Source organism: Streptomyces sp. NPDC014882 (genome assembly GCF_043081325.1).
Lineage (GTDB): Bacteria > Actinomycetota > Actinomycetes > Streptomycetales > Streptomycetaceae > Streptomyces.
Window position 1 is genome coordinate 38243 of record NZ_JBIBWL010000003.1, and the last position, 12989, is coordinate 51231.

Annotated in this window: 14 protein-coding genes; 2 read left to right on the forward strand and 12 right to left on the reverse strand. The window is 74.3% G+C overall.

Features of this window, described 5'->3' with window-relative positions; genetic code table 11:
* From ACF09K_RS08145 to ACF09K_RS08180, 8 genes are all read right to left on the reverse strand, one after another.
* Nucleotides 1-423: a BlaI/MecI/CopY family transcriptional regulator gene (locus tag ACF09K_RS08145; protein WP_392241686.1), complete on the reverse strand. Its 423-nt coding sequence runs from the start codon at nt 421-423 to the stop codon at nt 1-3.
* 155 nt (nt 424-578) lie between these two features.
* Nucleotides 579-758, reverse strand: coding sequence for a hypothetical protein (locus ACF09K_RS08150; RefSeq protein ID WP_392241687.1), 180 nt, complete (start codon nt 756-758; stop codon nt 579-581).
* 76 nt (nt 759-834) lie between these two features.
* A complete protein-coding gene (locus ACF09K_RS08155; protein ID WP_392242409.1) occupies nt 835-1548 on the reverse strand; it encodes a hypothetical protein in 714 nt (237 codons plus the stop codon).
* Between the two features lie 199 nt (nt 1549-1747).
* On the reverse strand, nt 1748-2545 hold the full coding sequence (locus ACF09K_RS08160) for a type III pantothenate kinase (protein ID WP_392241688.1): 798 nt from the start codon (nt 2543-2545) through the stop codon (nt 1748-1750).
* A gap of 15 nt (nt 2546-2560) precedes the next feature.
* Nucleotides 2561-3550, reverse strand: coding sequence for a carboxylating nicotinate-nucleotide diphosphorylase (gene nadC, locus ACF09K_RS08165; protein ID WP_392241689.1), 990 nt, complete (start codon nt 3548-3550; stop codon nt 2561-2563).
* A gap of 5 nt (nt 3551-3555) precedes the next feature.
* Nucleotides 3556-5268: an L-aspartate oxidase gene (locus ACF09K_RS08170; protein ID WP_392241690.1), complete on the reverse strand. Its 1713-nt coding sequence runs from the start codon at nt 5266-5268 to the stop codon at nt 3556-3558.
* Nucleotides 5265-6257 (reverse strand): pantoate--beta-alanine ligase, encoded by a 993-nt coding sequence (gene panC / locus ACF09K_RS08175; protein WP_392241691.1) that lies wholly within the window; start codon nt 6255-6257, stop codon nt 5265-5267. Before panC ends, ACF09K_RS08170 begins: the two co-directional genes overlap by 4 nt.
* Nucleotides 6254-7183, reverse strand: coding sequence for a Rossmann-like and DUF2520 domain-containing protein (locus ACF09K_RS08180; RefSeq protein WP_392241692.1), 930 nt, complete (start codon nt 7181-7183; stop codon nt 6254-6256). The genes panC and ACF09K_RS08180 overlap by 4 nt, the downstream gene beginning before the upstream one ends.
* A 172-nt stretch (nt 7184-7355) precedes the next feature.
* Here ACF09K_RS08180 and ACF09K_RS08185 point away from each other — a divergent pair, with 172 nt between their 5' ends.
* Nucleotides 7356-8642, forward strand: coding sequence for a threonine aldolase family protein (locus tag ACF09K_RS08185; protein ID WP_392241693.1), 1287 nt, complete (start codon nt 7356-7358; stop codon nt 8640-8642).
* A 135-nt stretch (nt 8643-8777) separates the two neighbouring features.
* Nucleotides 8778-9884 (forward strand): DUF5937 family protein, encoded by a 1107-nt coding sequence (locus ACF09K_RS08190; protein WP_392241694.1) that lies wholly within the window; start codon nt 8778-8780, stop codon nt 9882-9884.
* A gap of 11 nt (nt 9885-9895) precedes the next feature.
* Here the strand turns inward: ACF09K_RS08190 and ACF09K_RS08195 are convergent, their stop codons facing one another.
* The 4 genes from ACF09K_RS08195 to ACF09K_RS08210 form a co-directional block, all read right to left on the reverse strand.
* On the reverse strand, nt 9896-10132 hold the full coding sequence (locus ACF09K_RS08195) for a hypothetical protein (protein WP_392241695.1): 237 nt from the start codon (nt 10130-10132) through the stop codon (nt 9896-9898).
* Nucleotides 10133-10236: 104 nt separating this feature from the next.
* Nucleotides 10237-10869 carry an AAA family ATPase gene (locus tag ACF09K_RS08200; RefSeq protein WP_392241696.1) on the reverse strand — a complete coding sequence of 211 codons (633 nt, stop codon included), beginning with the start codon at nt 10867-10869 and terminating at the stop codon, nt 10237-10239.
* Between the two features lie 90 nt (nt 10870-10959).
* On the reverse strand, nt 10960-11631 hold the full coding sequence (locus tag ACF09K_RS08205; RefSeq protein ID WP_392241697.1) for a response regulator: 672 nt from the start codon (nt 11629-11631) through the stop codon (nt 10960-10962).
* A gap of 66 nt (nt 11632-11697) precedes the next feature.
* Nucleotides 11698-12903, reverse strand: a complete 1206-nt coding sequence (locus ACF09K_RS08210) for a sensor histidine kinase (protein ID WP_392241698.1) — start codon at nt 12901-12903, stop codon at nt 11698-11700.
* Nucleotides 12904-12989: the final 86 nt, after the last annotated feature.

Sequence of the window (12989 nt, forward strand, 5' to 3'; positions counted from 1 at the left end):
CTATCGCCCGTCGGTCCCCGTCGTGGACCCGGGGTTCTCCCGCGCGCTCCCGGCTTCCGGGCGTTCGGAAGTTTCGGGTCCCTGGACGATGCGTACCGCATCGGTCAGGGCATGACGCTGTTCGTCGCTCATCATCCCGAAGAAGGCGACGAGAGCCGCGGCGGGGTTGTCGCTCTGCGACCAGGCCTCGTTCATCAGGGCGGCGGCGTAGGCGGCACGCGTGGAGACCGCCTCATATCGATAGGCCCGGCCTTCCGCCTCGCGGCGCACCCAGCCCTTCTGATGGAGATTGTCCAAAACGGTCATCACCGTGGTGTAGGCGATGGACCGTTCCTTCTGAAGGTCTTCCAGGACTTCTCGAACGGTGACCGGGCGGTTCCACTTCCACACCCGCGTCATGACCGCGTCTTCGAGTTCTCCCAAGGGGCGAGGCACAACTCAGAACAATAGCGGGAGAGCGCGTCAATCACGTGCCGAACGTGCACCTTCTTCGACAAAGGCGAACAAAAAGGGCGTACGGCCCCTGGTGGTGGGGCCGTACGCCCGGGCGCGGGGGGGGGTACGAGGGGCCGGGGCGGTCAGGCCTCGGTGTTCGCGGAGGGCCGGCGGGCGCTCTCCGCGCGCGCGAGGGCGGCGTCGACGGCCGCGTCCTCCTTGGTCTTGTTGGTGCCGCCCTGGGTCTTCACGATCACCCTGATCACGCCGATGAAGAAGACGGCCATGACGACGGGGGGAAGGAGCGCGGAGACGTAGTCCATGGATCCAGGGTAGCCAGGGAGGAACGGGACACCGGGGCGGGGTGGCACTCCCGCGGGTCGTGTCGGCGGCACCCGGTCAGCCGGCGGCGAGTCGCTCCCGGAGGCCGGTGGACAGTGCCGCGGTGGACGGTGCGGCGGAGGCCGGCGGGACGGGCTTGCGCCGCGGGAAGACCTCGCCCGGGGTGGGAACGGGCCGGCGGGAGGGTTCCGGCTCCCGCGGCTTCGCGGGGACGGGCCCGGGCGCGGCCGGCTCCTCGTCGGGTTTCCGCGCGGGCCGTGGCGCCGGCTCCCCGGCGGCGACCGCCGGGCGGTCGGGGCCGGCCTCCTCCGCGGCCGCGCGGCGGCCCCCGGGGAGGGCCAGGAGGCGCGTACGGGACGCCGGCACCACGGGAGCGGCCGTGACCGCCCGGCGGGCCGTACGGCCGGCGAGGCGGGCGCGCACGTCCTGCTCCGCGAGGTCCCGGCAGCGCTCCAGGAGGGCGGCCGCCTTCGGGTTCCCCCGCAGGGCGCGCAGGGCGGCGAGGTCGTCGGCCTCGGGCCGGTGGCCGGTGCCGAGCACCTCCTCCAGGAGCGTGAGGTACCCGGCGGCGGTACCGGGGAGGGCGGCGCGGTACCGGGCGAGGTCGGACACCAGGAAGGCCCGCAGCCGGGCGGCCTCGCGCAGTGCCTCGTCGAGGGATGCGGCGAGGCGGTGGCAGTCCTGGACGTCCTCGGCCGAGGCGGGACCGGGGTGGAGGGCGAGGGCGAGGGCGCGGCGGAGCACACGCAGCTCCTCCGCACCGAACACCATGCCGCCGCGGGATCCGTAGGGCGTGGGCATGCGGCGACGATACGCGCTAATCGGACAAATTCGGCACAAGAAGTCGATGCGGCGCGCCTTGTTCCACCGGGTCGGACGCACGATCGCGGCGGCCGGCACGGGACCGGGCGGCCGGTACGGGACCGGGCGGCCGGCCGGGCCGAGCCGCCCCGTGCGCCCGCCCGACCGCTCACATCCGCGAGACGTTCCGTTCGTACACCAGGCGCAGCCCGATCAGCGTCAGCCACGGCTCGTGCTCGTCGATCACCGAGGACTCGCCCAGCACCATGGGCGCCAGTCCGCCCGTGGCGATCACCGTCACGTCGTCGGGGTCGTCCGACAGTTCCCTGGCCATCCGGCCCACGACGCCGTCGACCTGGCCGGCGAAGCCGTAGACGATGCCGGACTGCATCGCCTCGACCGTGTTCTTGCCGATCACGCTGCGGGGCCGGGCGACCTCGATCTTGCGCAGTTGCGCGGCCTTGACGCCCAGGGCCTCGACGGAGATCTCGATGCCGGGCGCGATGACGCCGCCGACGTACTCCCCGCGCGCGCTGATCGCGTCGAACGTGGTCGCCGTGCCGAAGTCCACGACGATCGCCGGGCCGCCGAACAGCTCGTTGGCGGCGACCGCGTTGATGATGCGGTCGGCGCCGACCTCCTTGGGGTTGTCGAAGAGGATCGGCACACCCGTCTTCACCCCGGGCTCGACGAGCACCGCGGGGACGTCGCCGTAGTGGCGGCGGGTCACCTCGCGCAGCTCGTGCAGGACGGACGGGACGGTCGCGCAGATGGCGATGCCGTCGATGCCGTCGCCCAGCTCCACCCCGAGGAGGGGGTGCATGCCCATCAGGCCCTGGAGGAGGACCGCCAGCTCGTCGGCCGTGCGGCGGGGATCCGTCGAGATCCGCCAGTGCTCGACGATGTCCTCCCCGTCGAACAGGCCGAGCACGGTGTGCGTGTTGCCTACGTCGATCGTCAGCAGCATGGCCGGATCCCGCTCCTACTCCGCCGCTCGCAGGTCCAGGCCGATGTCCAGGATCGGCGAGGAATGGGTGAGGGCGCCCACGGCCAGGAAGTCGACACCGGTGTCTGCGTACGCCTTGGCGTTGTCCAGGGTGAGCCGGCCGGACGCCTCCAGCAGCGCGCGCCCGCCGACGACACCGACGGCCTCCGCGCACTCCTCCGACGTGAAGTTGTCCAGCAGGATCAGGCCGGCGCCGGCCTCGACGACCTCGCGCAGCTGGTGCAGGGTATCGACCTCGACCTCGATCGGCACGTCCGGGAAGGCCTCCCGCACGGCCTGGAAGGCCTGAGCGACGCCGCCCGCGGCGACCACGTGGTTGTCCTTGACCAGCGCCGCGTCGGACAGCGACATGCGGTGGTTGACGCCGCCGCCGCAGCGCACGGCGAACTTCTCCAGCGACCGCAGGCCCGGTGTGGTCTTCCGGGTGTCGCGCACGCGCGCGCCGGTGCCCTCCAGGGCGTCCGCCCACGCGCGCGTGGCGGTCGCGATGCCGGAGAGGCGGCACATCAGGTTCAGCGCGCTGCGCTCGGCGGTGAGGAGGTCACGCGTGCGCGTGGTGACCGACAGCAGCTTCTGCCCGGCCTCCACGCGGTCGCCGTCCTCGACGTGCCGCTCGACCTCGAACTCGTCCGTGCAGACGACCGAGAGGACGGCCTCGGCGATCCTGAGGCCCGCCACCACGCCCGCCTCGCGCGCGCTGAAGTCGGCGGTGGCCACCGCGTCCTCGGGGATGGTCGCGACCGTCGTCACGTCCACGCCGTGGGCCAGGTCCTCCTGGATGGCGACGTTGGCGATGTCCTCGACCTCGACCGGGTCGAGCCCGGCGTCGGCGAGGAGCTGGGCGAGTGCGGGATCGAGCCCGCACTCCAGGTACTCCTCGTCGGTGAGGTCGGCGTCCGTGCCACAGGCACAGCCGTCGCCGCAGCCGCCGCTCTGGACGAGGGGAAGGTCCTCGGGGGTGCTCACTTCTGTCACTGCTCCTGCTGGTGCCGGGTCGGGGGGAAGTCTGCGGTATCGGTGGTGTGCACGGCGAGCGTCCGGTCCGGATTCAGCCGTACGACGATGTGGCGGCGCCAGTCGGCGTCGTCGCGCTCGGCGCGGTCCTCGCGCCAGTGGCAGCCGCGGGTCTCCTCGCGCAGCCGGGCGGCGGTGACCAGGACGCGCGCCACGCACAGGAGGTTGGTGGCCTCCCAGGTGTCGACGCCGGGCTCGGCGGTCTTGCCGTTCTCGTCGAGGGCGTCGCGGGCCTCCGTGTGCAGCCGCTGGAGCTGCTCGGCGGCCTTCTCCAGGGAGCCGGCGGAGCGCAGGACGCCCGCACCCCCGGTCATGATCCGCTGGATCGCGAACCGGGCCTCGGGGGCGAGAAGGGGGTGCGCGGGCCGGTCGGGGTGCTCGACGGGCGCGGGCACGCGCGCGGAGAGGCCGTCCGCAGAGCGGCCCGCCGCGATGTCGACGGAGATGCGCTCGGCGTAGACGAGGCCCTCCAGGAGGGAGTTGGAGGCGAGCCGGTTCGCGCCGTGCACGCCCGTGCAGGCGACCTCCCCGCAGGCGTAGAGGCCCGGCACGGTGGTCCGGCCGTGCGAGTCGGTGCGCACGCCGCCGGAGGCGTAGTGGGCGGCCGGGGCGACCGGGACGGGCTCGGTGACCGGGTCGATGCCGTGCGCCCGGCAGGCGGCCAGGATGGTCGGGAAACGGTGCTCCCACATCTCGGCGCCGAAGTGGCGGGCGTCGAGGTACATGTGCTCGGCGTCCCGCTCCTGCATGCGGCGCGTGATGCCCTTGGCGACGATGTCCCGGGGCGCCAGCTCGGCCAGTTCGTGCTGCCCCAGCATGAAGCGCACGCCGTCGCCGTCGACCAGGTGGGCGCCCTCGCCGCGCACCGCCTCGGAGACGAGCGGCTGCTGGCCCTCCGCGTCCGGGCCGAGGAACAGCACGGTCGGGTGGAACTGCACGAACTCCAGGTCGGAGACCTCCGCACCCGCGCGCAGCGCGAGCGCGACGCCGTCGCCCGTCGACACGGACGGGTTGGTGGTCGCGGAGAAGACCTGGCCCATGCCGCCGGTGGCGAGGACCACCGCGGGCGCGTGCACGGCGCCCACGCCGTCGTGCTGACCCTCGCCCATGACGTGCAGGGAGACGCCCGCGGTGCGGCCGTCGGCATCCGTGAGGAGGTCCAGGACGAGCGCGTTCTCGATCGTGCGCAGCCCGCGCGCGCGGACCGCCTCGACGAGCGCGCGGGAGATCTCCGCGCCGGTCGCGTCACCGCCCGCGTGCGCGATGCGGCGGCGGTGGTGACCCCCCTCGCGGGTCAGCTCCAGGCCGCCCCCCTCGGACTCGTCGAAGTGGGCGCCGGTCTCGATGAGCCGCCGTACGGCGTCGGGACCTTCGGTGACGAGGAGGCGTACCGCGCCCTCGTCGCACAGGCCCGCGCCCGCCACCAGCGTGTCCTCGAGGTGCTGTTCGGGCGTGTCGCCCTCGCCGAGCGCGGCGGCTATGCCGCCCTGCGCCCAGCGCGTGGAGCCGTCGTCCAGGCGTGCCTTGGTGACCACGACCGTCGTCAGACCGGCGGCCTCGCAGCGCAGGGCGGCGGTGAGGCCGGCCACCCCGGAACCGACGACCACGACGTCCGCGGAGATGGACCACCCGGGCGCGGGCGCGTGCAGTCGTATGCCTGTGCTGGTCACGAGGCGGCTCCGAAGGTGAGGGGGAGGTTGTCGATCAGCCGGGTCGCGCCGACCCGGGCGGCGACGGCGAGGACCGCCTCGCCGGTGAAGTCGTCCTCGATGTCCCCGAAGTCGGACGGGTCGACGAGGGCCAGGTAGTCCAGTCGCAGCGGCGGGACCATGCGCGCGGCCTCGTCCAGGACCGTGCGGGCGGCGGCCCGGACGGCGGCCACCGAACCGGGGGCGGCCTTGGCCACCGCGTGCGTGTCGGCGGCCGCGCGGGACTCGCCCAGGGCGCTGAGCGCCTCCGCGCGGGCGCGGCTGACGGGCACCGCACGCGCGCGTGCCCGCAGCGCCTCCTGCGCGGCATGCCGGTCGCGGCCCGCGAACAGGGCCCGGGACAGGGCGAGCGCGGTGCGCCGCTCGGCCGGCGACAGGTAGCGGTTGCGGCTGGACAGGGCCAGTCCGTCGTCCTCGCGGACGGTCGGCACGGCGACGATGTCGACGCCGAAGTTCAGGTCGCGCACCATGCGCCGGATCAGGGCGAGCTGCTGGGCGTCCTTCTGCCCGTACAGGGCCACGTCGGGGCGCGTCAGGTGCAGCAGCTTGGCGACGACGGTGAGCATGCCGTCGAAGTGCCCGGGGCGTGCGGCGCCCTCCAGGCGCTCCCCCATCGGGCCGGCGCTGACGCGGACCTGGGGCTCGCCGCCGGGATAGACCTCGTCGACGGACGGGGCGAACACGACGTCGGCACCGGCCCGTTCGGCGACCCCGAGGTCGGCGTCCAGGGTGCGCGGGTAGCGGTCGAGGTCCTCGCCCGCGCCGAACTGGAGCGGGTTGACGAAGACCGTGACGACGACCTCGCCCCCCGGCCCGGCGATCTCGCGCGCGGTGCGCACGAGGGTGGCGTGGCCCTCGTGCAGGGCGCCCATCGTCATCACCACGGCCCGGCGGCCCGTACGCGTGCGTGCCTGCAGTTCACCCGCGGTGTGCAGCAGGGTCGTGGTCATCGGGCATCTCCCTCGGCGCCGTCGGTCCCCTTGGCGAGTACCCCGAGGAGGTCCTCGGCGAGTTCCGGCTTGAGCAGGCCGCTGGCGAGGGCCCGGTCGGCCGTCGCACGGGCCATCGCCAGGTAGCCGTCGACGCTCTGCGGGGCGTGCCTGCGCAGCTCCGAGACGTGGGCGGCGACCGTGCCCGCGTCGCCGCGCGCGACGGGGCCGGTGAGCGCCGCGTCGCCGGAGCGCAGCGCGTTGTCGAGGGCTGCGCCCAGCAGCGGGCCGAGCATCCGGTCGGGGGCTCCGACGCCAGCCGCGCGCAGCAGTTCCAGCGACTGGGCGACCAGGGTGACGAGGTGGTTGGCGCCGAGGGCGAGGGCCGCGTGGTAGAGCGGCCGGCTCTCCTCGGCGACCCACTCCGGTTCGCCGCCCATCTCGATGACGAGGGCCTCGGCGGCCAGCCGCAGTTCGTCGGGCGCGGTGACGCCGAAGGAGCAGCCGGCCAGGCGCTGGACGTCCACGGCGGTACCGGTGAAGGTCATCGCCGGGTGCAGGGCCAGCGGCAGCGCGCCCGCGCGCAGGGCGGGGTCCAGGACGCGCGCGCCGTACCGGCCGGAGGTGTGCACGAGCAGTTGCCCCGGGCGGACGGCGCCGGTCTCGGCGAGGCCCTCGACGAGACCGGGGAGGGCGTCGTCGGGGACGGTCAGCAGCACCAGGTCGGCGCGCCGCAGGACCTCGGCGGGGGTGACGAGGGGGACGTCCGGCAGCATCGTCGCGGCGCGCCGGCGGGAGGCGTCGGAGACGCCGGAGACGGCGACCGGGCGGTGCCCGGCGAGCCGGAGGGACGCGGCGAGGGCGGGGCCCACCCGGCCGGCGCCGACGACGCCGACGGTGAGCCGCGCGGGGCGGTCCCTGGGGTCTGGCTGTTGGACTGTACTCACGCGACGGCGGCCTTCCCGTTCCAGTCCGCTCTGGGTACCGGACGATTTCTCGTCATGTTAACGCGATCGGTTGCCGGGGGCCCCGGTCGTCCACAGGCTGTGGGTAACCGCACTTCCCCCCGGTGCGGAAACCGGGTGCCCGCGCGGCCGTGCGCGCGCGATGATCCACGGCATGAGCGATACGGCGGATCAGCACCCGCGGGCGTACGGGCAGGAGTCGTCCGGCCCGGTGCCGGGACCGGACTCGGAACCGGTGCCGGGGCCGGGGCCGGAGCCGGAGCCGGTGTCGGAGGACGAGCGGCGCAGGCGGCGTCGGGAGCGGCGGAGGCGCGCGGCCCGCGGCGCGCGGCGGGTGCTCGCGCGCTCGAGTCCCCAGAGCACGATCCGCCAGCGGCTCGCCCTCCTGGACGCGGCCGGCGAGGTGTACGACCTGGACGAATCCGTGGACGCGTACGGCGACGGCGTCGTCGCCGCCCTGGAGGCCGAGGTCGCCCGGCTGCTCGGCAAGGAGGCCGCCGCCTTCTTCCCGACGGGCACCATGGCGCAGCAGGTCGCCCTGCGGTGCTGGGCCGGACGCACCGGGAACCCCACCGTGGCCCTGCACGGCAAGGCCCACCCGGAGGTGCACGAACGCGCCGCGTTCAGCCAGGTCAGCGGATTGCGCCCGGTCCGGCTGACCGACGAGCCCCGCCAGCCCACCGCCGAGGAGGTCCGCGACTGCGAGGAGCCCTTCGGAGCGCTGATGCTCGAACTGCCGCTCAGGGACGCCGGACACCTCCTGCCGTCCTGGCAGGAGCTGACCGAACTCGTCGAGGCGGCACGCGAGCGGGACGCGGTCGTGCACTTCGACGGCGCGCGCCTGTGGGAGTCGGCCGTCCACCTCGGCCGGCCGCTCGACGAGATCGCCGGGCTGGCGGACAGCGTCTACGTGTCGTTCTACAAGTCCCTCGACGGCTTCGGCGGCGCCGCGCTGGCCGGCCCGGGCACCCTGGTGGAGGAGGCGAGGACCTGGCGCCACCGCTACGGCGGCCTGGTCTTCCAGCAGTTCCCCACCGCCCTGGCGGCGCTGCTCGGCCTGGAGCGCGAACTGCCCCGCCTGCCCTCGTACGTGCGTCACGCGCGCGTGGTGGCCGCCGCACTGGCCGAGGGCTTCGTGGCGGCCGGGCTGCCGTGGTCGCGCGTGCACCCCGAGGTGCCGCACACCAACGAGTTCCAGGTGTGGCTGCCGTACGACGCCGACGTCGTCGCCGAGGCCGCGATCCGTACGGCCGAGGAGACCGGGACCCTGCTCTTCGCCCACGCCTGGGACGCGCCCGTACCGGGCCTGGCCGTCACGGAGGTCGACGTGCGCGCCGCCGGCCTGGAGTGGAGCGCCGGGGACGTGCGGACGGCGGTGGCCGATTTCGTGGCCCGGCTGGGGCGGGAGGACGGCGCGGCGCGGGAGCGGGCGGACGGATAGGCGCCGGCCGGTGCCGTCGGGAACCGGTTCGGCAGGTGCCGGCCCCCGTGTCGCGCCGATCGGCGACGGCGGCATCGTGGCGGCGGCGTTGCCGGTGGTGGCGGCGTTGTCGGTGGCGGCGTGCACCATGAGGGCATGAGCGTGAGCATCGACATCGCGGGGCTGCGGCCGGAGAGGGTCGCGATCGTGCCGTCCCCCCTCGCCGAACTCGGCATGGCGCTGCACGCGCTGGCCGAGCCGGGGCACCATCCGGGCCTCCAGGGCTGGGTCACGGGTGTCACCGCGCGCCTGGACCCGCATCTCGCCGACCGGATGTGCGAGGCCGACTTCCTGTGGCGGTCGACGTTCTCGGACCTCTTCCTGCCGTACGCCGGCATCCGGGGCCGCAGCACGCTGCCGCGCGGGACGCTCGCCGAGGAACTGGACCTCCTCGACAGGCTGACGGACGAGCAGTTCGTGGACGCCGCCCTGGAGTTCACCTGCGTGATCACCGGCGACTCCCACGGGCCGCTGGTGCTCGGGGACGAGCGCGTGCGGCGGCGGGCCCTGGAGGTGGCCGCCTCGCGCGGTCCCCGGCAGGTGCGGTTCACCCGGCGGCTGCTGGACGACCCGCCCAGTGTGCGCGCGTGGCTGCGGCGCTTCCTGGAGGACTGTGACGAGGCGTTCTTCGCGGAGGTCTGGTCGCGGCTGGGCCACCAGCTGACGGCGGACGCCCGGCACAAGACGGAACTGCTGCGGCACCGCGGACTGGCGGAGGCCCTGGCGGCGGTGTCCCCCGTCCTGAGCCTGGACGAGGCGGCCGGCCGGATCGAGGTCGACAAGCTCGTCGAGGGCCGTACGGTCACCGCGGGCGGCGGGCTGCTCCTGGTGCCGACCAGCCTCGGCTGGCCCCACCTCAGCGTGCTGCACCGCAGCGGCTGGCAGCCCGTGCTGCACTACCCCGTCGGCTCCCCCGAGCCGGCCTCGCCGCCGTCGGTCGAGCAGCTCACCCTGCGGATGACGGCCCTGTCCCACCCCGTCCGGATGCGGATCTGCCGCCATCTGGCCCGCAGCGCGTACACCACGAGCGAGCTGGCCCAGGTGCACGGCGTGACGGCGCCCGAGATATCCCGGCACCTGGCCGTCCTGAAGAAGGCGGGCCTGATCACCACCCGCCGGCGCGGCCGGTACGTGCTGCACCAGCTCGACGTGACGAGGGTGGCCCGGCTGGGCAGCGACTTCCTGGAGGGGGTCCTCAGGTAGGGCGGCGGGTGTCAGCCCACAGGGCCACCGGTGCCGGCCGCCGGCCTCGCCGCGCGGCCCCTCGCCCGGCGGCGTCGCCATCCGTCGCCGAGTTCTCCGCCGAGGATCGCGAGGACGGCGGTCGCGGCGCACCCCGGGAGGCTCGGCTCCTGGCCGACGACGCGGCCCAGGAACCAGAAGGCCAGCGTCGTGCCGACCCACCACGCGGCCCAGAGGGCGAGCGCTTTCCGTCCCGGAAGCCGTTTCACGCCGCCACCGTAGCCCGTCGGCCCCGGCTCCGGCTCCGGCCCCGGCTCCGGCCCCGGCCCCGGCCCCGGGAGGGGAGACCGGGCGGCTCGGTCGGAGCCGGTCCTCAGTCGAACCGGATGTGCCCCAGCCCCACCCGCACCTGGCGCAGTCGCGTGCGCAGCGCCCCGTCCGTGTTCGGCCGCAGGGTCAGCCCGGCCAGGACGGCGATGCGGTCGGCCGTCTTCGGCACGCTCGTGTGGTCCGTCCACAGGTGTTCGGCGAACTCCGGCTCGCGCAGCCGCTCCAGGCAGTGATCGAGCCGGCGGACGGCCCAGCCGTCCCCGCGCACAGCCGCGTTCCCCGCGACGAAGAACCGCAGGAGGCGCACCGGCCCGCGCTCGCGCAGCCGCCTCAGCACGGTCTCCCGCTCGGCGAGGAGCGTGAAGTGGTGCACGTCGTGGCCCAGTTCGCGCAGTCGGCCGACGGTCTCGGCGAAGTGGAGCGGATCGGTGACCGTCATGGGGGCGATCACCACGCCGTCGTGCTCGCGGAGCGCCAGGTCGAGGACCTCGACGACACCCTGCCGCCAGGACGTCAGGTCCTGGAAGTCACCCCGCAGATCCGGCGGCAGCATGCGGCGCAGCCCGAAGCCGACGAGTTCGGGGTCGCAGACGACGCTGCCCGGCAGCCGGCGCCGGATCTCGTACGCGGTCTGTGTCTTGCCGCCCCCGAAGGGACCGTTGATCCACAGGAGCATGCGCCGACCCTAGAGCCTGCCGGGCGCGCGCGGGGGGCGTTCGGCGGTGATCCGTACGCCGCCGGGGAGGCACTGCCGGACATGTCCCGATCAGCCGTGGCCGCCCGCCCGCACCAGCCCCGTCTCGTACGCCAGGACCACCACCTGCACCCGGTCCCGCAGCCCCAGTTTCGTCAGGATGCGCCCCACGTGGGTCTTGACGGTCGCCTCGGACAGCACCAGCCGCGCCGCGATCTCCCCGTTGGACAGCCCCTGGGCGACGAGGATCATGACCTCGCGCTCCCGGCCGGTGAGCCGCTCCAGCTCCTTGTGCTGGGGGTCCTTGCCCGCGCTGGGCAGCATCGGCGCGAACCGGTCGAGGAGGCGGCGGGTGGTGGAGGGCGCGACCACCGCGTCACCGCTGTGCACGGAACGGATCGCGGCGAGCAGTTCGCCCGGCGGCACGTCCTTCAGCATGAAACCGGAGGCACCCGCCTTCAGCCCGGAGAAGGCGTACTCGTCGAGGTCGAAGGTGGTCAGGATCAGCACCTTCGGCGGGTCCGGCTGCGCACAGATGCGCCGGGTGGCCTCGACACCGTCCAGCTTGGGCATGCGCACGTCCATCAGCACCACGTCGACCGGGGTGGAGCGCACCACCTGGAGGGCCTCGACGCCGTCGCCCGCCTCCGCCACGACGTCCATGTCCGGCTGGGCGGCGAGCACCATCCGGAACCCGGTGCGCAGCAGCATCTGGTCGTCGACGAGCATCACGCGGATCGTCATCGGATCCTCTCCATGGGTGGTGACGGGTGCCGGCACAGGGCGCGCGCCGGCGTCGGTACGCCGGCGTCAGTGCGCCGGTTTGAGCGGGAGCAGCGCGCTGATGCGGAATCCTCCGCCGGGGCGCGGACCGGCGTCCAGGGTGCCGCCGACCATGCCGACCCGTTCCCGCATCCCGATCAGGCCGTGGCCCCGGCCGTCGGCGCCGCCCTCCTCGTACAGCTCGTGCGGGGCGCCCTTGCCGTCGTCCTCGACCAGCAGGCCGAGACCGTCGTCGAAGTAGACCAGGCGCACACTGGCGCCCGCGTCCGGCCCCCCGTGCTTGCGCGTGTTGGTGAGCGCCTCCTGCACGATCCGGTACGCCGTCAGCTCGACGCCGCTGGGCAGGGGCCGCGGGGTGCCCTCGACCTTGAAGTCCACGACCAGGCCGGAGCCGCGGCACTGCTGGACGAGGTCGTCGATCTGCTCGACGTCCGGCTGCGGGACGTACTCGCCGCCCTCCTCGTGCTCGCCGGTGCGCAGGACGCCCAGCAGGCGGCGCATCTCGGCGAGGGCCTGCCTGCCGGTGGAGGAGATCGTCTCCAGGGCCTGCTTGGCCTGGTCGGGCGCCGCGTCGAGGACGTAGGCGGCGCCGTCGGCCTGCACCACCATCACCGACACGTTGTGCGCGACGACGTCGTGCAGTTCGCGCGCGATCCGGGCGCGCTCGGCGGCGACGGCGACCTTCGCCTGCGCCTCGCGCTCCTTCTCCAGCCGCGCCGCGCGCTCCTCGAGCTGGGCGAAGTACGCGCGGCGGGTGCGCATGGAGTCGCCGAGCACCCAGGCCAGCGCGAACGGGACCGTCTGGAAGACGACTATGGCGATGTTGCCCGCCATGCTCGTCTGCTGGTTGGGCCAGCGCAGCTGTGCCAGGGTCGCGGCGACCAGGCCCATGCCCAGCGCGAGCCGCGACGCCCAGCGGGCACCCGTCGCGGCGACCGTGTAGACGATCACCAGCAGGGCGAAGTCGGCGGCCGTCGTGGCGACGTCCAGCACGAGCTGGGCGAGGCCGAGCGCGCCGCCCAGCAGCAGCATCCGCTCCGGCACGCGACGGCGGAGCGCCACCACCACACCCAGCAGGAGCGCGACCGGCACGAGCAGCGCCAGGGAGTCCGTCCCCTGGTGGTTCTGGCCGGAGACGACCGCGGACACCACGGAGATCCCGAACAGGACGAGGGCCCAGAAGCCGTCGACCAGGGTCGGATGTCCGCGGAGGAAGTCGTAGAGACGCTGCACGTGACCCAGCGTAGGGAAGCGAGATGCGTGCAGGGGTCAACCGGAGGGCCGATCCGGGCCCGGCGCGCGTACTCCGCAAGGTGGAG